Source organism: Veillonella sp. (assembly GCF_041333735.1).
Taxonomy (GTDB): Bacteria; Bacillota; Negativicutes; order Veillonellales; family Veillonellaceae; genus Veillonella.
Genome location: NZ_JBGKFB010000001.1, coordinates 1,945,856 through 1,970,241 on the forward strand (window position 1 = coordinate 1,945,856; position 24,386 = coordinate 1,970,241).

Sequence of the window (24,386 nt, forward strand, 5' to 3'; positions counted from 1 at the left end):
GCACAACATGTATCGTTCCTAACAATACTATTAGTATTTTTAAATTATACAGTACCAATTACTTTTATGCAATATAATTTCATTAATGAATAATTGATGATAAAAGAAAATGACCCTTGCGGGTCATTATATTTTTAACTGCTTAAAATGGATAATAATGTATAATCCTTTTCATTAATAGGAAATAAAAGACTTTCAGCCTCTTGATAAGAAATAGCACGAATATGACCATCAATATATCCAATTAGTCGATTATCTGTACCATTCATCAATAACTCAATACAAGTTTCACTCATACGTGCCGCTAAAATAGCATCGAATGCAGAAGGCCCACCACCGCGTTGTAAATAGCCTAATACAGTCAAACTAGGATCAAATTCCGTATGCTCCTTAATATAGAATTTTACTTCTCCACTATTGTAAGCACCTTCAGCAACGAGTATCACACTATATTCTTTACCACGGATTTGTGTTTCCTTCAAATGACGACAGACCTCATGTAAAGGCATAGGTTTTTCAGGAACGAGTACAATTTCTGCACCACAGGCAAGACCCGCTTTAAGCGCAATATGACCTGCTTTACGTCCCATTACCTCTACAATGGCTACCCGTTCATGGGAATTAGATGTATCACGAATTCTTCCAACCGCATCAACTACAGTATTGAGCGCCGTATCAAATCCTAGCGTATATTGAGTGCCACCCATATCATTATCTATAGTACAGGGAATCGTCATCGTAGACATACCTAACTTAGCTAAACTCGTAGCGCCTCGCATAGAACCGTCGCCACCAATAACAATAAGGTGGTCAATGCTATGGGCTTTCAAAATATCGTAAGCTTTACGCTGAACATCTTCATTTTGAAACTCAGGAAAACGAGCTGTTTTTAGCATGGTACCGCCTTGAGTAATAATGCCACCTACAGAACGGTTTGCTAAAGGAACAAATTGTTCTTCCATAATACCTAAATAGCCACGTTCAATACCAAAAACTTCAAAGCCTTCATGAATGGCTTTTCTAGTTAGCGCTCTTATGGCGGCGTTCATTCCAGGTGCGTCTCCGCCGCTTGTTAGTATTGCGATTCTTCTCATATCCATTACCCCCTTGTGGTGTACGTTGTTTGGATATAGTTTCTGTATCATTAGAAATCTTTTTATTAAAGCGTTGTGTTTTAGATAATCTAGGGTTATTTAATTTGTTTCTTAGAGAATTATTAAATTGTAATTCTTGAGATGACTGTTTACCATCTCTATTTTCCGTATCATTGGGTTGACGTCTTGCTTTAAATTGAACACCTGAGGTTACTAACTCATCCTCAATACGTTGCATAAAATCATAGGTCCTACCATTTGTTGTATCTAGTACAAAATCACACTGCTTATACACCGGTTTCCAGGATTGTATCATAGCATGTACAAAGGCATGAACATTGTTATAATCCATGGTTGGCCGTTTCCCAATACGGCGATTCACACGACTGACAATGCGAAATTGTGCAGCTCGGATACCAATGATATAAGAATATTTCTTCAATACCTTTAATGTGCGATGTTCAATGGGGAAATTACCACCTACGGAGATGACTGCTTCGTGATATAAGCAAACCTTTTTCAGTACATCCATTTCTGCACGTCGGAATGCTTTTTCCCCAATTTTCTTGAATATTTCAGCAATAGGCAACCCAAAACGACCTTCTAATACGCGATCGGTATCTACAAATTGCCACCCCTTGCGTTCCGCAAGATTACGACCGAAATGGCTCTTGCCACTCCCCATAGAACCGATGAGCATAATATTTCGTTTTATTATCATCTGTTATGTGCCCCTTATTATTTCATATCCTTCATTGTACTATAAAATGCAACAAAAACAAAGACAGACTATAGGATAACAATCTATAATCTGTCTCTATTAATATTACTATAAAAGAATATATATTAAGACCTCATAGTCGGTTTTACTGCACAATGTACATACACAACATTGCCTTTTCGTTCTATGTCCTCTATTTCTATACGGCGTGAAGGGTCTTTTGCTTCAACAGTATTAATCCAGTTGATTAGGCGTTCTGTGCTTCCTAATAAATTTAACTCTAATACACCTTCATGCTCATCAGTACTAACAATCATTAATGGTTCTCCTTGCAAAGACTCAAAAACACTAGTATTAGAACTTGTGTTCGACAGCTTATTTTCTGTAAAAGACGCTAGTAATTTTGCTTCCTTAGATGCGATATAATCTGACTCAACCTGCATTTGGATAACATAATTTTCTTGTCGTTCTTTCAAATGAGTCGCTTTGTGATCTAACCTTATATATCCATATAGTGAGATACTAATGATGATGCCCCACACTAGTATGCTCATTACTATCTTCTCTACTGGATATGTTGTGCTCGCCTTTAGATCCTTCCATATGGAATATATACATACCTTGATCGGCTTTAACTGTTCCATGACAATCCATTCCAATTAACCTTTGTTGAAGACTAGCTATAAATTTACGGCATGCTTCATCACTATGGCCTATACCATCTACACTAATATGTTCATCCTTTATGTTGAGATGTTGTAAACTGATCCCTTGTTCCATAGCTATATCAAGAACATATAAAACGATAGTATTTTGAAAAATAGTTTCTTTATTTTTTCCAGAACTATTCTTAAGTATTCTATTTTTAACTGATGCGATATCCTCATACTGTTTTCCAATTGACTGATACTGCGAATTTTCCAATAGCGTCAATAGTTCTGCCTTTTCAGTCTTATACTGTTTATAACCAGACCAACACCAACCTATAGCTATTAATCCTACTATTCCGTATACAATACTCATGCCATATAGATAATAACGATATTTATGCCATAAACTATGCCAACGTAACGATCGAGGCATTAGATTAATATATCTACCATCCCAAGCCAATCCATTTAAGCCCCCTTGCAGCCATACCAATGGCCATATCCCAATCTAATTGTCCTTGTTTACATCGATTACGACCACGCCCTAAGAATAATAATGGAATATACTCTGTTTCTCCATATATAGAAATAATAGCTTCCATATCCTTTTGTTCCTCATCGGTTAATCGGTCTAACCCATACAGCTTAATTCCTTGTATTTCATCTACACCAAATTCTTGCAGCCTAGATTCTAGCACCTCCATAGCTCCTGATACATCACTGCCACTAATAGGGACAATCCGTTCTTGAATACATATATCATTCCACCACAGCCATAAGTGTAGATTATCCTTTTCTACGACACCTGTCACGGTACCACTACGCCGCATCAAGCTGTAACAAATAGGAATAGGCCAGAAATCGATTACATCCACCGGTGCATAGGTGTCTCGTATACCTTGTTTTAAAAGTTCTAATGAATGACGCTCTACGGCAACCATAAACATATGGTAATTATGTCTTGGATATTCTCGACGACATGCATCCATTTGGAAACTGTCGCCATCAAAGGTAAAGTAATCCTCTACATTCCATTTGATGAACTCTTTCATATCAAAATCGTGAGGATCATAAGGCGCTACATGCATTTGTGTATCAATATTAGCTACCATGCTGTAAGCTCCATCATCTAAATCATACATTTCTATAAATTTTCTAACATCCTCATCTATAGATGCACTACGTTTCATTTCCAATGCATCAGTAATGACCATCGTTTTATTTTCTACATGAGCTGTCACACATACAATACGTTCATCTGTAATACATACACCAGTATGTATTTTCTTTTTCCGTTTCATAGATTCACCTCAATATGGTTTTACCTTCATAACATGCATAGTATGATCTGTATCTACTGTCACATACATATGTACACGACTTACTATTTCCTGATGTTTCAATTTTCCATAACTCATAACGTGACGAGGATTGTCACGGGATGGATCGGCTTCAATGGTGATTTCCACATCCGCATCATCAGCTACAATTAGCTTTTCCTGAAAGTCCCATGTATTACCGGCCTTACAGTAGCCTACAAACCAATGTGCTCCACTTTGCGCTGCATAATGAGCCTCTTCTAAATGCAATTCATCTACTGCATTACTTTCACAAATTTGACCAATACGCAGTCCCATAAAGGCCAATACTAATAAAAAGGACATTGTAAATATGGCTACATATGTAATAAACCCTGCATTATGGGCGCCCATGTTCATGACTTGTTTCCTCATTATCTTTATACCAATCATATATACTACTTTGACCTATAGCGACTTCATATATAGCTAATCCTCCGTATCCGGCAGTATATTGTTTATCACCAGTAAATCGATTCGTAATATACCAGCGCATATGGACTGTTCCGCTCTCATCCATACTAAATGGATGTTCTTGTGTGTATCCAACATTTCGTTTATCCTTTGTGCCGATAATACGGCTGCCGCTGACCGGTTGTAAGCTACCATCTGTAAGCTTTCTATAGAGAGCATGGCGTTGTAATGTTAGTGTAGTCCGTTTAGTGTCGTGAATATATAAAGTCCTATTTTGATCCTCTACCGTTATCTGTACAGGATTCCATATAATTTGAGCCACCACCATGCGCCGCGTATAACGACCATCCTCCATCATAGAAACGCTATCTACTAATTTTGCATTCCATATAACCCCATAAAAAACTATGCTTAACAATAAGGTTAAAACGATGGTAGAAATAGTTATACTGATGAGTGTGGAATACAAAATAAAACCTCTTTGTGCATCATGAGTCCTCACCGTATTTCCTCCAAGTCGAGAGATAAGGTATACACAACAGATTCATTATCTATGGCCTGCACAGTTAATCGTTGTAGGACAATACCATTTTCTACGATAGGCTCTACATGTGTTTTATAAATAATAGATTCACTGTGCCTCATAATAAATTGAGAGTTATGTATACCTTCTTGAATATGACCCGTTTGATAATACATAGACTTACTTTCCTCTACATATGTTATGGTGTCTTGTAATATATGATCCCAATAGTAAGCCTTATAGATTGTTAAGGTAGCCATCCAAAATACAGATAATATAACAGGTAAGATAAACATAATAATAGCTGTTGATACTAGGGCATCTCCATACATAAAGCCCTTAGTGTACTTCTTCCCATCGAATACGTCCCGTCTGTACAGATATCCATATACGATTTCTCTCACCACTTTCTCGATCCCGTAAAATAAGTTCCGTCCCATCATAAGGTAATCCTAGAGAAGAAAAAGAGATAACCGTTAAGGATTGTACATTTTCAATCCCTGCAGGTAAGGATATATTAACTGTATGATGATGAGCATCCTCCTCTAAGGTATAGCTGTCTTTATTTAATATGAATAACATGCGCCCTTTTCCATTAGACTTATGCCCAAGCATAGACCAAAGTTGCACCTTTTTTAACATATATACTACTTCTTGAGTACTTCCATTTAGAGTGTAACGGCTAGGCGTTGTTACAATAGGCAAAGACATAGAAATAAGAAGTAAAAATAAACTAATCGCAATAATCCATTCAGCTAACAAAGAGCCGTATTGATGATGTACAAATTGTGCCTTAACCATTGGTACAACACCTCCATATAGGATCCGCCATGTAAGGCACACCACCCACCAAAGCATAGAAAGGGACCAAATGGAATGTATCGATTACGATAGCTTGTTAGTAAGAGATAGAGAGAACCAACACAAAAGGCTACGTAAAAGAAACATACAATCTCCCAGGGCGTAAGCCACATGGCAATAGCAGAAAACCATTTCACATCGCCTAGTCCAAAACCTTTATGACTCATAAGACGAAGTCCATATGTAATAGCACCTACACTCATAACACTTATAATTGTTATAAGCATAGACTTATCATTTATAAAGCTATACACGATACCACCTAAAACAAGCACTAACGCCCCTTCATCAGGCAATATATAGTAATGCATATCGATGGTAGCACCTGCTATGATGATGAGTGAAAATACAGCATACAAAGCAACGTGAATAAAGGATATTGCTCGTGATGAAATCATAATAGGCAATACTATGGATGCTATATACACGATCAGTGCTATCACATAATGTGTCCCTTTCATACCTTGTCCTTCCATAAAATCAACTGTACATATGTAACTGTAACTATTTATAGAACTACATATGTATATGCAAATAAAAATCTACATTCTAATCATCAATCCATGCACATTAACTATTAAGACTTAAATATTAAATAATAAATAATAAATATTAAGTATTAAATATTAAATATTAAGTACTAAATACTAAATACTAGATAGCGCTTACGTTTAAGGTGCATCAGGGGCTTTAACTACAACTGCCTTCGCAGTACCACCATTGACCGCTTCATAAGTAATGGAATATTCTTTATCTTTTGCAGTTTTAACATGTTCTGTAAGATAGCCTTCTTTATATAGATTTTCTACAGTTGGTGGTGTATCTACATTCTTGTCGATCATATAGAGCTGTGTTGCATTTTTAATAATTTGAATATCTGCTGTTTCCTTCGCAGTTCGTGCTCGATCAGCAGCAGATAAAAATTGCGGCATCGCAATGGCAGCTAATATGGCAATAACTGCAACGACAACCATCAGTTCTACTAGAGTAAATCCACCTTTTCTCGACTTTTTAAGGTTTTCTCGAACATGATTAATTTGTAGATGTTCTACAATCCATTGACTACATATTTCTAATCTATGATTTAATCCATGAACTAGGTGCATAACAGAACTCATAATATCCTCCTTTTATCATTATTAATTCTGTAAAATAGCTTGATAACAATGCCTACTGCCCTCCCAATTTAGCAATAGACGTGAACAACGGATACATAACAGATACAACCAAAACAGCTACACCGATCCCCATCAAGGTCAGTAAAATTGGTTCTAATAGTCTCTCAAGACGGGCAATATATTTTGAAAGTATAGATTCATAATAATGTCCACAATGTTCTAACATCTTTACGAGTTCCCCACTTTCCTCTCCAATAGAGATCATTTGCCATATAAAGGAATTTCCAATATTCTCAGTTCTCAGACTCTCTTCAAAAGAATGGCCTGATAATAATTTTGCCTCTACCTTTTTACTACATTCGGCACCATACATATTGCCCCATAAAGGTCTTGTAATATTCATAGTGTGAATAATAGAAATTCCAGAATCTAACAAAAGCGCCCAAACTTTTAACATACTTGTATAGTAAATGCAGGTCATCCATTGGTATCGGTGAGCCAACTGCCAAAGCCAACGATGTACTTTGCGTTTTATACTATGTTGATGATATGCAAAGACCATAGCCCCTAGGACTACACAATGCAGAATAACAACCCCTAAGGGATGATTCTTTAGCCCTTGTCCTAATGCAAAGAGGGCTCGCGTCATCACTGGTAATGTAATATGCATGGTAGTAAAAACCTTTTCAAAGGATGGAATAATAAACAAGATGGTAACAAGAAAAAAGATATTCATTAATACAAGTAAAAATAATGGATAGGAAATAGCACTGATAACCTTTTGCCGTACCTGTCGCTCCCAATCATAGTGACGTGATATATATTGCAAACTTTCTCCTAATGTACCTGCGGCCTCTCCACTTTCTAGTAAGGCCAGTGCAATGGCAGGGCAACCTTCACTTCGCAAGGCTTGAGACAACGTTTGACCACGCTCAATCGATTCATATAAGGCGGTATACAAAAGGCCTCTCTTTCCATGACATAATAACTGTAATGCTCGTCGTAAAGGCACGCCAGATTCGATGAGTAGTCCTAATTGATAGGTTACATCTACCACCATAGTATGATTCCACTTATGTTTCTTCTTATGTACTTGTAAAGTGATTTTATAAATCTTATAGCCATCTCGTTTTAACCGTGTGCCAACCTCCTGTTCTGAATCCGCCCATATTAAACCTTTTATCGTTTCATTATTCTCATCTTTTACGACATATTCATAAGCCTCCATACCTTCACCTACGATAATTGTTGATCCAATAATGTATGTAGTTGTTGCTGAGAGCCATATTGTACCTTCGCATCTCGTACGGCCATCTCTAGTGTTTTCATAGGTAGTTGTGTCTCTTGAATAGAAATGATTTGTGGTTCCTTACGAGTACGTATCAAATTCGCTACCGCATGCGTGTTTAGCAAAATATCCCGAATGGTAATGAACTTTTTATTCCATCGAAGGAGCCGTTGACATATAACGGCACGTAGCACTTGAGATATTTGACTACGCACCTCCTCTTGTTGTTCACCAGGGAATAATGAAATCATACGGTGAACAGCCATTACAGCCCGCTGTGTATGCATGGTTGCCATCACAAGATGACCTGTTTCGGCTGCATGAAGAGCAGCCTCTAAGGTTTCTCGATCTCGGAGTTCTCCTACCATAATGACATCTGGATCCTCCCTCAATGCATCCCGAATACCATCAGACATAGACTTAATATCTGCACCTAATTGGCGTTGATGAATTAAGGATTTCTTAGGTTTAAACTCAAATTCGATGGGGTCTTCTAAGGTGATGATGTGACGCTCCATTGTTTGATTTATATAATCAATACAGCAAGCTAAGGTAAAACTTTTACCACTGCCTGTAGGCCCACAAACGAGCAATAAACCATCATGAGATTCACATAATTTTTGTAGCAGTTGGCCTTCACTATTATCATCTAGTTTAAGTTGTTGATGACACAATAAGCGAAGTGTGCCACATATAGTTTGATTAGCTCGATACAGATGAACACGAATGCGTACACCACAACAGGAACAAGCTTCATCAAGAGATTGCCATTCATAGGATGCTATGCCACAACGTCGTAAAATATCTTCAATCAACGTAGTGGTACATACAAATTGAGTAGCCTTTAATCCATCACCATGTCTCAAATAGATAGGCTCACCACATTGTAGATGAATATCTGTTGATGATAAGTGTATAGCCTCTTCAACAATGGTTTCTAAACTTTCACTATTACAGCATGAGTCCACAACGATGCACCTCCTCTATAGATGTAACATGCTGAGATACGGCTTCACGAGCAGATTCCTCTAATGATAGTAGTAAGTGTCTTTCTAATTGGTCCCACTGGGCCGAATTAGTAGGTATCTCTAAGTATTCAAACAGAGCAGTCCGTCCGTGATACGATGTACCATCAAATTTACGCACTAAACGCTGTGCAATAGCCCCCATTAAGGTGGCCCGTATTAAATACGGTTCTACCCCCATATCCATGAGCCGCGTTACAACGCCTATAGCTGTATTAGTATGAATGGTGGATAATACACGATGTCCGGTTAAAGCTGATTTAACAGCCAGCTCTGCCGTCTCCTTATCCCGAATCTCACCGATCATAATCGTATCTGGGTCTTGACGCAGCACAGATCTTAACCCTTTTGCAAAGGTAAAGCCGATTTTTTCGTTAATACCAATTTGAATGGCTCCTTTTATTTCTGCCTCTACAGGATCTTCAAGGCAAATTAGCTTTGTTTCCTCTAAATTCAACATGCGGAGCATCGCATATAAGGTAGCAGTCTTGCCACTTCCCGTAGGTCCACAGATAAGTAACAACCCATAAGGACGTTTTAATAGCCCTTCAATATGTTCAAAAATATCTGTACGCATTCCTAACGCTTTTAGATCTTTATGACTTCCTTCGTTACCCATGAGCCGACATACTAATGTCTCACCATATAAGCTAGGCATTGTGGATACGCGCATTGTTACCGATGTATCCTTATGACTCCATGCCCAACGACCATCTTGAGGCAATCTCTTTTCACTAATATCTAACGTACTACATACCTTGATACGGTTAATAATAAGTTCTGCCTCTTCGTTTGATATAGTCATATGCGTCTCTAATAATCCATCTTGCCGTAATCTGATATGTACACCACTTTTAGTAGGATCAAAGTGAATATCACTGACATGATGCTCTAATGCATACAGAATAATATCGTCTAATGTTACATCTACATACATGGTCACCTCCAATATCTTGCGGTATGTTTTTACCTCACACTAGCGTATGGCGTTATATGATTCGCCATCATACCTTTAATTCCTCTTTTATGTTTGAAAATCCACGAAGCGAAAACTTTTTATTTTAGGCATACAAAAAAGGCGCCCCGAAGGGCGCCCTTATTGGACTATTAGATATAACGTATCTTATTTTAAATTATAGAAAACGTCATTACCTTTATATTGAGCTGTTTCGTATAACATTTCTTCAATGCGAAGCAATTGGTTATATTTTGCTACACGTTCAGAACGAGCAGGTGCACCAGTCTTAATTTGACCGGCATTTACAGCTACCGCAATATCAGCGATAAATGTGTCTTCTGTTTCACCAGAGCGGTGAGATACTACACATGTATAACCAGCGCGTTTAGCAAGCTCCATAGCATCGAATGCTTCTGTTAAAGTACCGATTTGGTTAACTTTTACAAGAATGGAGTTACCCACACCAAGTTCAATACCGCGAGCCAAACGTTTTGTGTTAGTTACGAATAAATCATCACCAACAAGTTGTACGCGATCGCCAAGGCGTTCTGTCAACAATTTCCAGCCATCCCAATCTTCTTCAGCAAGACCATCTTCGATGGATACGATTGGGTATTTACCTACTAAGTATTCGTAGAACTCTACCATTTCAGCAGCTGTTTTAACTTTACCTTCACCAGCTAGATTGTATTTACCATCTTCATAGAATTCGGAAGATGCAGAATCAAGAGCTAATTTGAAGTCTTTACCAGGTTCATAGCCAGCCGCTTTAATAGCTTCACAAATGACTTCTAATGCTTCTTCATTAGATGCCAAGTTTGGTGCAAAGCCACCTTCATCACCTACGGCAGTGCTAAGGCCTTTATCATGAAGTACAGATTTCAATGTATGATATACTTCTGCACAGCTACGAAGAGCTTCTGCGAAGGAAGTAGCGCCAACAGGCATAATCATGAATTCTTGAATATCTACGTTATTATCCGCATGTGCGCCACCGTTCAAGATGTTCATCATAGGAACTGGTAATTCTTTTGCGTTGAAACCGCCAAGGTATGCAAATAATGGCAAATCTAAAGATTCAGCTGCTGCACGAGCTACAGCCATAGAAACACCAAGAATTGCATTAGCACCAAGGTTAGATTTATTGTCTGTACCATCTAATTTCAACATCAAGTTATCGATTGCTACTTGTTCAGTCGCATCATAACCAATAATGGCAGGACCGATTTTAGCATTTACATTGTCGATAGCTGTTAATACACCTTTACCAGAGTAACGGGATTTATCACCATCACGTAATTCTACAGCTTCAAACTTACCTGTAGAAGCGCCGGATGGAACCGCTGCTGTTGCAATAGTGCCATCTTCTAAACATACTTCAACTTCAACAGTTGGGTTACCGCGGGAATCTAAAATTTCTCTTGCAATGACTTGTTCAATTACTGCCATTTCTTCACCTCATAAAATCTAATAAAACAACTGTCAGCTGACAGCCATTATATATTAAGCTAACCATATAGGTTATAACTCTAATTAACTATAAATATAGTGAAAACTCTATATTATGCTTTTTTTACCAAACTATGACCAGTCATAGATTTTGGTTGATCTATGCCAGCCAAGTCTAATAATGTGGGCGCAATATCACATAATTTACCAGATTCTAATGTAGCCGATTTTAGAGTATCACTCATTAAAATTAACGGTACCAAGTTCGTTGTATGCGCCGTATGCACCTTACCTGTTTCATGGTTAACCATAAGCTCTGCATTACCATGGTCTGCGGTAATCAACAAATGACCATTTTTATTGCGTATAGCTTCTACGATACGACCTAAACAAGTATCTACAGCTTGCACTGCTTTAACAGCTGCTTCAAAGCTACCTGTATGACCGACCATATCTGGGTTTGCAAAGTTCAAGATAATCATGTCATATGTTTCATCTTGAATAGCTTGTACAACCTTATCAGTCACTTCATAAGCGCTCATCTCAGGTTGTAAATCATAAGTTGCCACTTGAGGTGATTTTACAAGGATGCGGTCCTCGCCTTCAAATGGTTCCTCTTTACCGCCGTTGAAGAAGTACGTTACATGGGCATATTTCTCTGTTTCAGCAATACGCAATTGACGATAGCCACCTACACTGAGTACTTCGCCTAATGTTTCTGACAAGATGTCTTTTTCGTACACAATATGAACTGGTAAGCCATCTTCATATTTGGTCATGGTCGCCATATACAAGGATAATGGTTCACGGTTAAAGCCATCAAATTCTGGCAATACTAAAGCTTTTGTAAGTTCACGCCCACGGTCTGGACGGAAGTTACAGAAGATAACAGCATCGCCATTCTTGATAGTTCCTTCAGAGTCAATCACTGTAGGAAGAACAAACTCATCAGCTGCATCCTTATCATAGGATTGTTGTACCGCTTCACAAGCTGATGCGGCACTTTCACCTTGACCATGTACAATAGCGTTGTAAGCAAGTTCCACACGGTCCCAACGATTATCTCGATCCATTGCATAATAGCGACCACTTACGGTGGCAATTTTACCACAGTTTAGCTCTACCATATATGCTTCTAAATCTTTGATATAAACTTGTGCACATTGAGGTGCTACATCACGACCATCGAGCAATGCATGTACATATACATGTTCAATACCATTGTCATGAGCGCCTTTAATAACAGCCTTGATATGTTCTAAGGAGCAATGCACATTACCATCAGAAACTAGGCCGATAAGATGTAAGCTTTGTTTTTTGCCTACTTCATATAGTTCCTTTATAACAGGGCGATTATAAAACTCACCAGACTCAACGTCTTTAGTAATACGAGTTAAATCTTGGTACACAATGCGACCAGAGCCCAGGTTTAAATGGCCAACCTCAGAATTCCCCATTTGGCCTTCTGGAAGGCCTACCGCTAGTCCTGATGCTTCTAATTTTGTATGTGGATACGTATCCCATAATTGATTAAAACAGTGCGGCTTCGCCTGTACTACAGCATTGGTTGTATCTGATTGATCTCCCATGCCAAAGCCATCTAAGATGACTAGCATTACGGGAGCCTTTAATTTAGCCATTTTTAACCTCATATTAAGCGCCTATTTGATTCGCCGCTTTAATAATATCAATAAATTCATCAACTACTAAAGATGCGCCACCTACGAGTGCCCCATCAATATTAGGTTCTCCTAGAATTTCGAGAGCATTTTCAGATTTAACACTACCACCATATTGGATACGTACAGCATCAGCAGTTTCATCATCGTATAAAGAGCGTATGTAATCGCGAATTTCTTTACATACTTCTTCAGCTTGATCAGCAGTTGCTGTTTTCCCTGTACCGATAGCCCAAATTGGTTCGTACGCAACAATCAATTGGCTAACTTGTTCCTTAGGAACGTCAACCAAAGCACCTTTAAGTTGAGACGTAATCCAGTCAAGAGTATGACCGGACTCACGTTGTTCTAAACTTTCACCAACACAGACAATAGGTGTCAAATTATGATGGAATGCACTTTTAATTTTTGCATTTACAGTCTCATCTATTTCACCATAATATTCACGGCGTTCAGAGTGACCAATGATAACATAATTGACGCCTACCTCTGTAAGCATAAGTGGTGAAATTTCACCAGTGAATGCACCAGCATCATGATAATCCATAGTTTGTGCGCCTACTTCAATAGCTGTATCTCGTGTTAGTGCTACAGCACGTTCGATAGCTGTGAAAGGCGGGCAAACAACTACATCACAGGATAATTCCATATCTTGTAACACGCTGTTAAACGCTTCGATCAGAATAGATCCAGACGCAATGGTGCCATTCATTTTCCAATTCCCTGCAATAATGGGTTTTCTCATATTATGCCTCAGACAATGCAGCAATACCTGGTAGAATTTTGCCTTCTAAGAATTCTAAAGATGCACCACCACCTGTGGAGATATGGCTAATTTTATCTGCTAAGCCACTTTTTTCAATAGCCGCTACAGAGTCGCCACCACCAACGATAGTCATCGCATCGGATTCAGCTACAGCTTTTGCTACTGCATTAGTACCAGCTGCAAAGTTTTCCATTTCAAATACACCCATAGGACCATTCCAAATGATAGTCTTCATTGGCGCCAATGCTTCTACATAGAGCTCCCGTGTTTTAGGACCAATATCTAGAATCATCCAACCATCTTCAATATTTTCAACGTCAACGATTTTAGTATTCGCATCGTTGCTGAAAGCATCAGCTACTATAGCATCGATTGGAGTCAATAATTTAGCTCCTGCTACGCGCGCTTCCATAACGAGGTCTGTAGCAATAGCTTCTTGTCCTTCTTCGAATAAGGAACTACCGATATTGCAACCTTGTGCTTTAATGAAAGCATTAGCCATACCGCCGCCGATGATCATAACATCAACTTTAGGTAATAAATTAGAAATTACAGAAATTTTATCTGTTACCTTAGCACCACCGATGATAGCTGCCATAGGTGTTTTAGGATGTACAACCGCTGCACTTAATGCTTCAATTTCTTTTTTGAGCAAGAAGCCTGCTGCCATAGGAATATAGTCAGCAATACCGACTACGGACGCTGCATTACGGTGAGAAACACCAAACGCATCATTAATGGCTACATCAGCAAGAGATGCTAATTGTTTAGCAAACTCAGGGTCGTTTTTAGTTTCTTCATTGTGGTAACGCAAGTTTTCAAGCATCAATACATCGCCAGGTTGTAATGCTTTTACAGCTTCTTCAACCTTAGGGCCAATGCAGTCATCTACGAATGCTACTGGTTTATTGATAAGCTCAGATAAATGTTTTGCACATGGTGCTAAAGACATTTCCGGTTTGCGTTCCCCTTTTGGACGACCAAAGTGAGAAGCAAGAATCACCTTTGCCCCTTTTTCAATTAAATAATTGATAGTAGGCAATGCACTACGAATACGAGTGTCATCAGTGATGACACCGTCTTTCATAGGAACATTAAAATCAACACGAACAAATACTGTTTTGTTGTCTACTTGTAAACCATCGATTGTTAGTTTCATCAAAGCCTCCCGATTATAAGCCTTTGCTTGCTACGAATGCTGCCATATCGATAAGACGTTCGGAGTAACCCCATTCGTTATCATACCAAGAAACAACTTTTACCATGTTGCCATCCATAACCATTGTTAAATCAGCATCAACAATAGAGCTACGAGGATCAGAGCTGAAATCACAGGATACCAATGGTACATCGGATACACCAAGAATACCTTTTAATTCGCCAGCTGCTGCTTTGCGGAATGCTTCATTGATTTCTTCTTTAGTAGCTGGTTTTTCAAGTTCACAAACAAGATCTGTAGCAGATACGTCTGGAGTAGGAACGCGCAATGCGAAACCATCTAATTTACCTTTTAATTGAGGCAATACTTTTGCAACCGCTTTTGCTGCACCAGTTGTTGTAGGAATGATAGACATTGCTGCTGCACGAGCACGACGAGGGTCTTTATGACGTGCATCAAGAATTTTTTGGTCATTTGTATAGGAATGAATTGTAGTCATCATACCGCGTTTGATACCGAATTCATCGCATAAAACTTTAGCAAATGGAGCCAAGCAGTTTGTTGTACAAGATGCATTAGAGATGATGTGATGTTTTGCAGGATCATACATGTCTTGGTTAACGCCCATAACCATAGTTAAATCTTCGTTTTTACCAGGTGCAGAAATCAATACTTTTTTTACAGTAGGTTGATTCAAATGAACTTTTGCTTCTTCTGCGTCACGGTATTTACCAGTACATTCCATAACGATTTCAACGCCTTCTTCAGACCAAGGCAATTTAGAAGCGTCGCGGTCATGGAATACGCGGATTTTTTTACCGTCAACATAGATATTGTCATCATCAAATGTTACTTCATTAGGAATTGTGCCATGAACAGAGTCATATTTTAACAATAATGCAGTACCTTCATTATCGCCAGTAGCATTGATTGCTACAACTTCTACGTCAGGATTATTAATCGCTGCACGTACTACACATTTACCAATACGACCAAAACCGTTAATACCAACTTTTACTGCCATTGTTAGATCCTCCTAATAACAAAAATATTCTAACAAAATATTTAACTACCAACTTCATTTATAATGCTGAAATTTGTAACAATTGACGCATACCTTCTGCAGCTTGCTCATCGATGATTAGTATGCCTTTTTGACAAGCTCTCATAACACCTATAATGGCACTCGATTTATCTTGTCCACCAGCCACAGCAATCACATTGGGAATTTTTGCAACATCAGGAAGTGATAAACCAATATTATTAGTGGAATAAATCAACTTACCATCTATATCGCAATATTGACCAAGAGCTTCGCCAACAGCTTGATTATCTACTAACTGCTTGCGCACATCATCAGCTATATGGCGTTGATCCGCCATCCGCATAGCTGTGCCAATACCAAACAAGAGTACGTCAGTCCTACTAATAAGATCTCCAATTTCCTTGATTTGAGGTTCACAAGTCATGAGCATGTGTAATGAGTCTTGTGAAAGTCCATCAGGCAAATGGAGCATTTTATAGGTACCGCGAAGCCGTTCAGCAAGCACCGAAGCAATTACGTTAGCTTGATATTCTACAACCTCACCAACGCCACCACGGGCCGGTACAACAATAGGATTAAATGGTAATACAGGCATTTCCTCAGCTACTGCAGCCATTGTACTACCACCACTGATGGCAACTACAGAGTCCGGTTCTAATAATTCCTGTAATAACTTTGCTGCTGCAAAGCCTAGTTTTTTTACCATCAATGTTCCTTCTGTAGGAGTGATGATAACCCTATCGATATGAAGTGCTTCAGTCAATCGATGTTCTAGCTCGTTAATACGATCTAATTCATTTAAAAAATTTCGCAACTTTGGAACAATTGCATGTCCCTCATCAGTGAGAAAAATCCCTGGTTTATAAATGTCTACAAGTCCATTAGCACGCATTAACTCAATATGACTTCGTACGGTTCGCTCTGGAAGGTCCGTTGCAGTAGCTAAGGTCCTACGGCCTATAGGTTCTTCATAAACTAGGTGGTTTAATATTTTGTATCGCTCCTTTAATACACTAACGATTTCAGGAACAATACGTTCACATATCATTAGAAACTCGTTCATCGGGTCCCTCCTTTACCCGTTAGGATTGCATGAATCGTTTTTCGTCCCATGTGAACAAAATTCGTCCCACCTAAAATAAAAAAATACTTTTACATTTGTATTGTATACCCTATGTAGATTTTATTCAAGACTTTATACGTAGAAAACGACATAATTTAGGGAATTTATACAGCTTTGTACCTAAATTATGTCGTTTATATAATTTTATTTTATTTTGTACCAAAGATACGGTCACCAGCATCGCCTAAGCCAGGCAAAATGTAACCATGATCATTAAGTTTTTCATCAAGGGCAGCCACGTAAATAGGAACTTCAGGATGTTCTTTATTTACTGCTTCTACACCTTCAGGAGCCGCAACAAGACACATTAATTTGATGTTTTTAGCACCTAATTCTTTTAGCAATGTAATAGCTGCTGCAGCACTACCACCAGTAGCGAGCATTGGGTCTGTTACAATGAAGTCTCGTTCACCTACGTCAGAAGGTAACTTGCAGTAATATTCTACTGGTTTTAATGTTTCTGGATCACGGTATAAGCCGATATGACCAACCTTTGCAGTTGGAATCAAGTTAAGCATACCATTTACCATACCTAAACCAGCACGAAGAATTGGAATAATGCCCAATTTTTTACCTGCAATACGTTTGCCAGTCATTTTAGTTAAAGGTGTTTGAACCTCTACATCCTCTAATGGTAAGCTACGTGTAATTTCATAGCCCATCAACATCGTAATCTCATCAAGTAATTGTCTGAAATCTTTAGAGCCTGTTTCTACATCGCGCATCAATGTAACTTTGTGTTGAATCAATGGATGTGTCATAACATTAACTTTCATGACTGTCCTCCTATAATACAATATACGTACCCTATTGGTATCCATATAACTTTCATATTTACTCTATCACAGATTCATAAATCATGCCATAAAAATATTAAAAGGGATGTGATAATACACATCCCTTTTATTGTATTTGAGTCTTATGTAATTCTAATAAACTAAATCCAAAGATTAGTACAATGGATACGCTTCACAAAGTGCTGCTACGCGTTTACTTGCTGCTTCATGAACTGCTTTATCTTCAGGATTTTTAAGTACAGTTGCAATGATATCTGCAATTTCTTCCATGTCTTTTACTTGTAAGCCACGTGTTGTAAGAGCTGGTGTACCAAGACGGATACCGCTTGTTACAAATGGACTAGCAGGATCGAATGGAATTGTATTTTTATTACATGTAATACCTACTTCATCGAGTAAATGTTCTGCTTCTTTACCTGTTAAACCAGTATTACGTACGTCTACCAACATAACGTGAGTATCTGTACCACCAGAAACGATTGTTAAGCCTTTTTCTTGCAATGCAGCAGCCAATGCTTTTGCATTATCGATAACTTGTTGTGCATATACTTTGAACTCTGGTTGTAATGCTTCACCAAATGCAACCGCTTTAGCAGCAATAACATGCATCAATGGACCACCTTGAATACCAGGGAAGATTGCTTTATCGATTGCTTTAGCATATTTTTCTTTGCAAAGAATCATGCCACCACGAGGACCACGCAATGTTTTATGAGTTGTTGTAGTAACAATATCAGCATATTCTACTGGGTTTGGATGTAAACCTGCTGCTACAAGACCAGCAAAGTGAGCCATATCTACCATGAAGATAGCATCAACTTCATGAGCTACATCAGCCATTTTTTTGAAGTCGATTTGACGACTGTAAGCACTACCACCAGCGATAATCAATTTAGGTTTTGCTTCTAATACGATTTTACGGAACTCATCATAATCGATTTGTTGAGTTTCTGTATCTACGCCGTAAGGTACTACGTTGAAATATGTACCAGATACGTTAACTGGAGAACCATGAGTTAAATGACCACCATGGGACAAGTTCATACCTACAATAGTGTCGCCTGGTTGTAATAATGCGAAATATACGCCAAAGTTTGCTTGAGAACCAGAGTGAGGTTGTACGTTTGCATGTTCTGCACCGAACAAGCGTTTTGCACGTTCAATAGCCAATGTTTCGATAACATCAACATTTTCACAACCGCCATAATAACGTTTACCAGGATACCCTTCTGCATATTTGTTAGTCAATACGCTACCTTGAGCTTCCATTACTGCTTGAGAAACAAAGTTTTCAGAAGCGATCATTTCTAATTTATCGCGTTGGCGTGCTAATTCTTGATTGATAACAGCTTGAATATTAGGGTCTTGTTTTTCTAAGAAACTCATGAGTATCCTCCTCGTGCAAAACGAATATATATAGGTAATGATGTATTACTTCTCTAGTGCTTTAATTTTCTCTACACGGCGTGCGTGACGACCACCTTCGAACTCTGTTTCCATAAAGATGGCTACAATATCGTTAGCTAGGCCAGGACCAATAACGCGTTCCCCCATAGTGAGAATATTAGCGTCATTATGTTCACGACATGCATGAGCAGAGAATGTATCATGACAAAGAGCAGCGCGAATACCAGCAATCTTATTTGCTGCAATACCGATACCAATACCAGTACCACAAATCAAAATACCTCTGTCTACTTGACCAGATACAACTGCATTTGCCACAGGTACAGCAATATCAGGATAATCGCAAGAATCAGCTGTATGACAGCCAAAATCCTCTACTTCATGTCCCAATGCATTTAATAATTCCTTAACGGATGCTTTTAAATGTAATCCGCCATGATCACAACCGATTGCAACTTTCATAATTTCATCTCCTACGCCTTCTGAGGCACTGATCTAAGACCAGCCTCTACTAAGTGATAAATTTGTTCCGCACATTGATTATATACGGTTTGATCAGATCCATATGGGTCCGTAACATCACCATCTTGACCACCCCACTCGGAAATCGTTTTGATTTTACCTTCCTCAAACGGGAATTGGCGAAGTAGTACAGATTTGTGATCTTTCGTCATACCAATGATAAGATCTGCTGCATTCACGAGTTCCATGGTCAATGGTCTCGATTCATGATTAGAAATATCAACAATGGAACGGACAGCTTCAACGGCTTGTTCAGTCGGCTTTGCTCCATAAGCGGCAAATAGACCAGCCGATACAGTCGTCACATCCTTATGTTGCTTCGCTGCAAGGGCCCGTGTAATACCTTCAGCCATAGGGCTACGACAAGTATTACCAGTACACACAAATAAAATATTCATAATAACATCCTTACTTAATCACATTTTGTGATTACTTTATACATTATAGCAAATCCATCCAATATGTAAAGACATATTTCTATTATCAGTGGACATTTTTATTTCAGTAAATTTACTTATAAATGATATGATGACTCGATGCCTTTTCCATGCGGTTCATAATGGCAACACCAAAACCGTCGTCATCAACACCTTCTGCCAAGATTAAGGTAACATGATTTTCGTTAAAATATAATAGGCTTTTATAAAAGTCATGGCCTAATGATAAGGCATCACCATAATTGCCAAAACAATGGAATATAAAGCGTGTATCCTCTTTCATAAGGTTATACGTTTCATGACTCACTAAACAACCTATCGGACCTTCTATCCCCTTTGATAGCTCTTTAAAAGTACTTGCCACCCGCTCTGGACTACCTACAACAACTGTCATAGGTGCATCAGGAGCATAATGGGTATACTTCATACCAGGAGCTTTAGGCTTAGTTGTTGCATTAACGAGAGCAATATCATACTCAACCGTAGATACAACAGCTTCAAGTTGTACTTTTGTTATTCCACCTGGTCTCAATATAATGACCTTGTCATCATGTACTTCCACAACAGTAGACTCTACACCAATCATACATGGTCCTGCATCTAAAATATAGGAAATACGGCCCTTCATATCATGGTAAACATCTTGTGCCGTTGTCGGACTTGGACGTCCAGATATATTAGCACTAGGAGCTGCTACCGGTACACCGGTACGCTCTAATAAAGCTCGACAAATTGGATGATCAGGACAACGTAAAGCAACACGAGATAAACCGCCTGTAGCACGATCTGGCACTAAATCTGATTTAGGCAATGTGATTGTCAATGGACCAGGCCAAAATGTATCCATTAATAATTGTGCCGTATTTGAAACCTCTGTTACTAAAGGTTTTATACTTTCACTATTAGGAACATGTAAAATAAGTGGATTGTCGGATGGGCGACCTTTAGCGGCGTAGATTTTATCCATTGCCTCCGGATCAAGCCCATTAGCGCCAAGTCCATATACAGTTTCTGTAGGAATGGACACTAATTCGCCATTACGCAAAGCGCGAGCAAGCATATCTAGTTCTTGATCTGATGGATTTGTAATAATTTGAGTATCCATATTATCCCTCATACACAGCTGTTACAACGCGGTCATTTCCGCCGAGGTCAGTAATACATCGAATATTAGAGTACTGCCCTGTTTCTTCTAATAAAGCCTTTACAGCTTCAGCTTGATCAAAACCAATTTCAAAGGCAATATGGCCTTGTGATTTTAAATATGTGCCACATGTTTTAGCCAAAATACGATAGAAATCAAGTCCATCTTCACCGCCAAACAAGGCAATATGGGGCTCATTTAATACGTCCTGAGACAATAATTTAGCATCCCCAGTACGGATATAAGGTGGATTTGATACGATGAGATCAAACTGTTCATTTTTACCATCTAGAACAGAAAACATATCAGACTCTAACAATTGAACACGATCATTTAAGTTAAATCTTTCACTATTTACCTTAGCCAATGACAAAGCATCGGTAGATATTTCAATACCCATGCCACACGCATTCGGCAAATAGTGTAATAGACTTAATAATATCGTGCCAGGGCCCGTACATACATCAAGGATGCGAATATTACTATCCTTTTGATACGTGCCTAGTACATGCTCAATCAACGTTTCTGTATCAGGTCGTGGAATCAATACCTTATCATTAACCTTAAAGGTCAATCCCATAAAGTCCTTCTCTCCAATAATAGCCGCTACACAATGTCCCTTAGCTCGTTCTTGAACGAGAGGTCTGAAAGCATCGAGTTCCTCTTGGATAAGCGGTTGGTCATAATGGGTATATAGATAAATACGATCCTTGCCTAAAACGTGAGAAAGCAGTACTTCCCCATCAAGTCGAGGTGTATCCATCTCCTTGCTTTGAAAGTACTGCTCTGTCCACTGGAGAATACGACCGATTGTCCAAATCTCCTTATACATTTGTATTAGCCTCCTGCATTTTTGCTGCTTGGTCAGCAGCATTTAAGGCTTGAATGATTTCATCTAGATCGCCATTTAAAATAGCATCTAATTTATACAATGTTAAGTTAATACGATGATCTGTTACGCGACCTTGTGGATAGTTATAGGTACGAATACGTTCACTACGGTCACCTGTACCAACTTGGCTCTTACGGTCTGCTGCCATGCTAGAAATAGCCTCTTGTTCAGCTTGGTCTTGCAATTTTGCACGCAATACACGCATAGCTTTTTCACGGTTTTGTAATTGAGAACGTTGGTCTTGACATGCTACAACGATACCAGATGGTAAGTGGGTAATACGAACAGCAGACTCAGTTTTATTGATATGCTGACCACCCGCACCACTTGCACGATAGGTGTCGATTTTTAAGTCTTTTTCATTAACTTCAATATCAACATCTTCCATTTCTGGCAACACCGCTACTGTAACGGTAGATGTATGTACACGGCCTTGTGTTTCCGTAGCAGGTACACGTTGTACACGGTGTACACCAGATTCAAATTTCATCTTGGAGTATACATTTTCACCATCTACGGAGAAAATAACCTCTTTAAAGCCACCTAGTTCAGGTTCATTGGCATCAATAATCTCGCAACGCCAGCCTTGGCTTTCCGCATATTTTGTATACATGCGGAACAAATCGCCTGCAAATAGTGCCGCTTCATCACCACCGGCACCACCGCGAATTTCAATGATAATGTTCTTATCATCATTAGGATCCTTAGGCAGTAAAAGGATTTGTAATTTCTCTTCTAATTCCTCTTTTTGAGGTTTTAGCTCTTTTAATTCCTCTTGTGCCATTTCACGGAATTCTTCATCCATGGATTTATCTTCAATAACTTCCATAGCTTCATCAATACCAGCTAATACTTTTTTATAAGTACGGAATGTTTCAACTGTTTCAGATAATTGAGCATGTTGACGTGTTAATTTACGCCATTCATCTTGGCGTGCAATCACTTCAGGGTCACTGATGCGCTGCTCCAGGTCCATAAATTTATCTTCAATAACTTGTAATTTATCTACTAACATGTTTATTCCTCTTCATATGCATCACTCTCAGAAGGGCGAACCTCTTCAAGAGCTCGTATAGCGACTTCAATTTGATCATCTTCTGGTTCACGTGTGGTCATGTACTGTAATGCAAGACCTGGTTTGATAAGAGCTTTCACAAAGGAATGCTCACTACGACCAGCAAGACGAATAACCTCGTATGCAATACCTGCTACCACAGGCATAAGCAGTACGCGGCTCAGAATACGTTCTAACAGATTAGGCCAACCTAAAAAGGCAAATACAAAGATACTCACTACCATAACGATGAGTAAGAAGTTTGTACCACATCGAGCATGTAAACGACTTTGTTTACGAACGTTTTCTACAGTAAGAGGCAAGTCTAATTCATAGGTATGAATCGTTTTATGCTCGGCCCCATGATATTGGAAAACTCGTTGAATATCCTTCGTAAGCCCAATCCCCCAAATGTAGAGTAGAAAAAGAACTAAACGAATGACACCTTCAATGAGATTTAATACTACATGATTATCCTGTACACCAGGAATAAATTTTACGATAAATGTAGGCAATGCCAAAAATACAGCTATCGCAAATATGGTGGAAATAACCATAGTAATGGCAATTTCACTATTAGACATTTCTTCCTCTTCATCGCCAGCGGCTTTAGCGGAGAAGGACAATGCCTTCATGCCAATAACTAAAGATTCATAGAGGGCTACACAGCCCCGAAGAAATGGTTTTTTCAAAATTGGATATGTGTCAGCAATAGATTTTGTAGGCTCTTTTTGAACTACAATGGTTCCTGATGGTTCTCGTACAGCTGTTGCTGTAACACCAGGTCCCCTCATCATGACACCTTCGATCACAGCTTGTCCACCGACAAACTTTTTAATACGTTCTGTGTTCACAAGAGCTCCTCTCATAAACAAATAGAGGCAGAGCCCATAGCCCTGCCA

Annotated in this window: 28 protein-coding genes; all 28 read right to left on the minus strand. The window is 38.8% G+C overall.

All coding sequences use genetic code 11. The features are described 5' to 3' along the window. Positions 1-134 precede the first annotated feature (134 nt). Complete coding sequence (locus ACDF53_RS08985) at positions 135-1,049, minus strand: ATP-dependent 6-phosphofructokinase (RefSeq protein ID WP_370816203.1); 915 nt, start codon at positions 1,047-1,049, stop codon at positions 135-137. Then, positions 1,021-1,815 (minus strand): shikimate kinase, encoded by a 795-nt coding sequence (locus ACDF53_RS08990; protein ID WP_370816093.1) that lies wholly within the window; start codon positions 1,813-1,815, stop codon positions 1,021-1,023. The genes ACDF53_RS08985 and ACDF53_RS08990 overlap by 29 nt, the downstream gene beginning before the upstream one ends. 125 nt (positions 1,816-1,940) lie before the next feature. Continuing rightward, positions 1,941-2,369, minus strand: coding sequence for a hypothetical protein (locus ACDF53_RS08995; RefSeq protein WP_370816095.1), 429 nt, complete (start codon positions 2,367-2,369; stop codon positions 1,941-1,943). Beyond that, complete coding sequence (locus ACDF53_RS09000; RefSeq protein ID WP_370816097.1) at positions 2,338-2,928, minus strand: fimbrial assembly protein; 591 nt, start codon at positions 2,926-2,928, stop codon at positions 2,338-2,340. The genes ACDF53_RS08995 and ACDF53_RS09000 overlap by 32 nt, the downstream gene beginning before the upstream one ends. Further along, positions 2,912-3,766 carry a hypothetical protein gene (locus tag ACDF53_RS09005; RefSeq protein WP_370816099.1) on the minus strand — a complete coding sequence of 285 codons (855 nt, stop codon included), beginning with the start codon at positions 3,764-3,766 and terminating at the stop codon, positions 2,912-2,914. Before ACDF53_RS09005 ends, ACDF53_RS09000 begins: the two co-directional genes overlap by 17 nt. 9 nt (positions 3,767-3,775) lie before the next feature. Next, complete coding sequence (locus tag ACDF53_RS09010) at positions 3,776-4,183, minus strand: hypothetical protein (RefSeq protein ID WP_370816100.1); 408 nt, start codon at positions 4,181-4,183, stop codon at positions 3,776-3,778. Next, entirely contained in the window at positions 4,164-4,706 is a 543-nt protein-coding gene (locus ACDF53_RS09015) for a hypothetical protein (RefSeq protein ID WP_370816101.1), read from the minus strand. Before ACDF53_RS09015 ends, ACDF53_RS09010 begins: the two co-directional genes overlap by 20 nt. A 29-nt stretch (positions 4,707-4,735) precedes the next feature. Beyond that, positions 4,736-5,092, minus strand: coding sequence for a hypothetical protein (locus tag ACDF53_RS09020; RefSeq protein WP_370816102.1), 357 nt, complete (start codon positions 5,090-5,092; stop codon positions 4,736-4,738). 7 nt (positions 5,093-5,099) lie between these two features. After that, complete coding sequence (locus tag ACDF53_RS09025; protein ID WP_370816103.1) at positions 5,100-5,561, minus strand: hypothetical protein; 462 nt, start codon at positions 5,559-5,561, stop codon at positions 5,100-5,102. Continuing rightward, positions 5,516-6,082, minus strand: a complete 567-nt coding sequence (locus tag ACDF53_RS09030) for a prepilin peptidase (protein WP_370816105.1) — start codon at positions 6,080-6,082, stop codon at positions 5,516-5,518. Before ACDF53_RS09030 ends, ACDF53_RS09025 begins: the two co-directional genes overlap by 46 nt. Before the next feature lie 210 nt (positions 6,083-6,292). Next, positions 6,293-6,739 carry a competence type IV pilus major pilin ComGC gene (locus ACDF53_RS09035; protein ID WP_370816107.1) on the minus strand — a complete coding sequence of 149 codons (447 nt, stop codon included), beginning with the start codon at positions 6,737-6,739 and terminating at the stop codon, positions 6,293-6,295. Between the two features lie 52 nt (positions 6,740-6,791). Further along, positions 6,792-7,967 carry a type II secretion system F family protein gene (locus ACDF53_RS09040; RefSeq protein ID WP_370816109.1) on the minus strand — a complete coding sequence of 392 codons (1,176 nt, stop codon included), beginning with the start codon at positions 7,965-7,967 and terminating at the stop codon, positions 6,792-6,794. Between the two features lie 8 nt (positions 7,968-7,975). Further along, the gene (locus tag ACDF53_RS09045) at positions 7,976-8,995 is read right to left on the minus strand and encodes a type IV pilus twitching motility protein PilT (protein WP_227720206.1); all 1,020 of its coding nucleotides are present in this window, start codon (positions 8,993-8,995) and stop codon (positions 7,976-7,978) included. After that, the gene (locus tag ACDF53_RS09050) at positions 8,979-9,989 is read right to left on the minus strand and encodes a GspE/PulE family protein (protein ID WP_370816111.1); all 1,011 of its coding nucleotides are present in this window, start codon (positions 9,987-9,989) and stop codon (positions 8,979-8,981) included. The genes ACDF53_RS09045 and ACDF53_RS09050 overlap by 17 nt, the downstream gene beginning before the upstream one ends. A 186-nt stretch (positions 9,990-10,175) precedes the next feature. Further along, positions 10,176-11,459 (minus strand): phosphopyruvate hydratase, encoded by a 1,284-nt coding sequence (gene eno / locus ACDF53_RS09055; protein WP_105089317.1) that lies wholly within the window; start codon positions 11,457-11,459, stop codon positions 10,176-10,178. 113 nt (positions 11,460-11,572) lie between these two features. Continuing rightward, positions 11,573-13,099 carry a 2,3-bisphosphoglycerate-independent phosphoglycerate mutase gene (gpmI, locus tag ACDF53_RS09060; protein ID WP_370816113.1) on the minus strand — a complete coding sequence of 509 codons (1,527 nt, stop codon included), beginning with the start codon at positions 13,097-13,099 and terminating at the stop codon, positions 11,573-11,575. Positions 13,100-13,112: 13 nt separating this feature from the next. Beyond that, complete coding sequence (gene tpiA / locus ACDF53_RS09065) at positions 13,113-13,883, minus strand: triose-phosphate isomerase (RefSeq protein ID WP_370816115.1); 771 nt, start codon at positions 13,881-13,883, stop codon at positions 13,113-13,115. Position 13,884: 1 nt separating this feature from the next. After that, on the minus strand, positions 13,885-15,063 hold the full coding sequence (gene pgk / locus ACDF53_RS09070; protein ID WP_370816116.1) for a phosphoglycerate kinase: 1,179 nt from the start codon (positions 15,061-15,063) through the stop codon (positions 13,885-13,887). A 13-nt stretch (positions 15,064-15,076) separates the two neighbouring features. Beyond that, positions 15,077-16,087, minus strand: a complete 1,011-nt coding sequence (gene gap / locus ACDF53_RS09075; protein ID WP_005386278.1) for a type I glyceraldehyde-3-phosphate dehydrogenase — start codon at positions 16,085-16,087, stop codon at positions 15,077-15,079. Positions 16,088-16,145: 58 nt separating this feature from the next. Then, positions 16,146-17,171, minus strand: a complete 1,026-nt coding sequence (locus tag ACDF53_RS09080) for a sugar-binding transcriptional regulator (RefSeq protein WP_370816117.1) — start codon at positions 17,169-17,171, stop codon at positions 16,146-16,148. Between the two features lie 209 nt (positions 17,172-17,380). After that, on the minus strand, positions 17,381-18,007 hold the full coding sequence (gene upp / locus ACDF53_RS09085; protein WP_370816118.1) for a uracil phosphoribosyltransferase: 627 nt from the start codon (positions 18,005-18,007) through the stop codon (positions 17,381-17,383). A gap of 174 nt (positions 18,008-18,181) precedes the next feature. Continuing rightward, positions 18,182-19,414, minus strand: coding sequence for a serine hydroxymethyltransferase (gene glyA, locus ACDF53_RS09090; protein ID WP_370816120.1), 1,233 nt, complete (start codon positions 19,412-19,414; stop codon positions 18,182-18,184). 45 nt (positions 19,415-19,459) lie between these two features. Beyond that, positions 19,460-19,897, minus strand: a complete 438-nt coding sequence (rpiB, locus tag ACDF53_RS09095) for a ribose 5-phosphate isomerase B (RefSeq protein WP_303884080.1) — start codon at positions 19,895-19,897, stop codon at positions 19,460-19,462. Positions 19,898-19,908: 11 nt separating this feature from the next. Next, positions 19,909-20,355 (minus strand): low molecular weight protein arginine phosphatase, encoded by a 447-nt coding sequence (locus ACDF53_RS09100; protein WP_370816122.1) that lies wholly within the window; start codon positions 20,353-20,355, stop codon positions 19,909-19,911. 112 nt (positions 20,356-20,467) lie between these two features. Then, complete coding sequence (locus ACDF53_RS09105) at positions 20,468-21,499, minus strand: L-threonylcarbamoyladenylate synthase (protein WP_370816123.1); 1,032 nt, start codon at positions 21,497-21,499, stop codon at positions 20,468-20,470. 1 nt (position 21,500) lies between these two features. Continuing rightward, entirely contained in the window at positions 21,501-22,370 is an 870-nt protein-coding gene (gene prmC, locus ACDF53_RS09110; protein WP_370816124.1) for a peptide chain release factor N(5)-glutamine methyltransferase, read from the minus strand. Further along, positions 22,363-23,445 (minus strand): peptide chain release factor 1, encoded by a 1,083-nt coding sequence (gene prfA, locus ACDF53_RS09115; RefSeq protein ID WP_005386269.1) that lies wholly within the window; start codon positions 23,443-23,445, stop codon positions 22,363-22,365. Before prfA ends, prmC begins: the two co-directional genes overlap by 8 nt. Before the next feature lie 2 nt (positions 23,446-23,447). Beyond that, complete coding sequence (locus ACDF53_RS09120; RefSeq protein ID WP_370816205.1) at positions 23,448-24,353, minus strand: DUF1385 domain-containing protein; 906 nt, start codon at positions 24,351-24,353, stop codon at positions 23,448-23,450. Positions 24,354-24,386: the final 33 nt, after the last annotated feature.

What these genes read in the sequence shown, in the direction of transcription:
- ACDF53_RS08985 (WP_370816203.1), bottom strand. Translation starts at nt 1,049, where the DNA reads ATGAACGCCGCCATAAGAGCGCTAACTAGAAAAGCCATTCATGAAGGC.
- ACDF53_RS08990 (WP_370816093.1), bottom strand. Translation starts at nt 1,815, where the DNA reads ATGATAATAAAACGAAATATTATGCTCATCGGTTCTATGGGGAGTGGC.
- ACDF53_RS08995 (WP_370816095.1), bottom strand. Translation starts at nt 2,369, where the DNA reads ATGAGCATACTAGTGTGGGGCATCATCATTAGTATCTCACTATATGGA.
- ACDF53_RS09005 (WP_370816099.1), bottom strand. Translation starts at nt 3,766, where the DNA reads ATGAAACGGAAAAAGAAAATACATACTGGTGTATGTATTACAGATGAA.
- ACDF53_RS09010 (WP_370816100.1), bottom strand. Translation starts at nt 4,183, where the DNA reads ATGAACATGGGCGCCCATAATGCAGGGTTTATTACATATGTAGCCATA.
- ACDF53_RS09020 (WP_370816102.1), bottom strand. Translation starts at nt 5,092, where the DNA reads ATGTATGGAGATGCCCTAGTATCAACAGCTATTATTATGTTTATCTTA.
- ACDF53_RS09025 (WP_370816103.1), bottom strand. Translation starts at nt 5,561, where the DNA reads ATGGTTAAGGCACAATTTGTACATCATCAATACGGCTCTTTGTTAGCT.
- ACDF53_RS09030 (WP_370816105.1), bottom strand. Translation starts at nt 6,082, where the DNA reads ATGAAAGGGACACATTATGTGATAGCACTGATCGTGTATATAGCATCC.
- ACDF53_RS09035 (WP_370816107.1), bottom strand. Translation starts at nt 6,739, where the DNA reads ATGAGTTCTGTTATGCACCTAGTTCATGGATTAAATCATAGATTAGAA.
- ACDF53_RS09040 (WP_370816109.1), bottom strand. Translation starts at nt 7,967, where the DNA reads ATGGAGGCTTATGAATATGTCGTAAAAGATGAGAATAATGAAACGATA.
- ACDF53_RS09050 (WP_370816111.1), bottom strand. Translation starts at nt 9,989, where the DNA reads ATGTATGTAGATGTAACATTAGACGATATTATTCTGTATGCATTAGAG.
- eno (WP_105089317.1), bottom strand. Translation starts at nt 11,459, where the DNA reads ATGGCAGTAATTGAACAAGTCATTGCAAGAGAAATTTTAGATTCCCGC.
- gpmI (WP_370816113.1), bottom strand. Translation starts at nt 13,099, where the DNA reads ATGGCTAAATTAAAGGCTCCCGTAATGCTAGTCATCTTAGATGGCTTT.
- tpiA (WP_370816115.1), bottom strand. Translation starts at nt 13,883, where the DNA reads ATGAGAAAACCCATTATTGCAGGGAATTGGAAAATGAATGGCACCATT.
- pgk (WP_370816116.1), bottom strand. Translation starts at nt 15,063, where the DNA reads ATGAAACTAACAATCGATGGTTTACAAGTAGACAACAAAACAGTATTT.
- gap (WP_005386278.1), bottom strand. Translation starts at nt 16,087, where the DNA reads ATGGCAGTAAAAGTTGGTATTAACGGTTTTGGTCGTATTGGTAAATGT.
- ACDF53_RS09080 (WP_370816117.1), bottom strand. Translation starts at nt 17,171, where the DNA reads ATGAACGAGTTTCTAATGATATGTGAACGTATTGTTCCTGAAATCGTT.
- upp (WP_370816118.1), bottom strand. Translation starts at nt 18,007, where the DNA reads ATGAAAGTTAATGTTATGACACATCCATTGATTCAACACAAAGTTACA.
- glyA (WP_370816120.1), bottom strand. Translation starts at nt 19,414, where the DNA reads ATGAGTTTCTTAGAAAAACAAGACCCTAATATTCAAGCTGTTATCAAT.
- rpiB (WP_303884080.1), bottom strand. Translation starts at nt 19,897, where the DNA reads ATGAAAGTTGCAATCGGTTGTGATCATGGCGGATTACATTTAAAAGCA.
- ACDF53_RS09100 (WP_370816122.1), bottom strand. Translation starts at nt 20,355, where the DNA reads ATGAATATTTTATTTGTGTGTACTGGTAATACTTGTCGTAGCCCTATG.
- ACDF53_RS09105 (WP_370816123.1), bottom strand. Translation starts at nt 21,499, where the DNA reads ATGGATACTCAAATTATTACAAATCCATCAGATCAAGAACTAGATATG.
- prmC (WP_370816124.1), bottom strand. Translation starts at nt 22,370, where the DNA reads ATGTATAAGGAGATTTGGACAATCGGTCGTATTCTCCAGTGGACAGAG.
- prfA (WP_005386269.1), bottom strand. Translation starts at nt 23,445, where the DNA reads ATGTTAGTAGATAAATTACAAGTTATTGAAGATAAATTTATGGACCTG.
- ACDF53_RS09120 (WP_370816205.1), bottom strand. Translation starts at nt 24,353, where the DNA reads ATGAGAGGAGCTCTTGTGAACACAGAACGTATTAAAAAGTTTGTCGGT.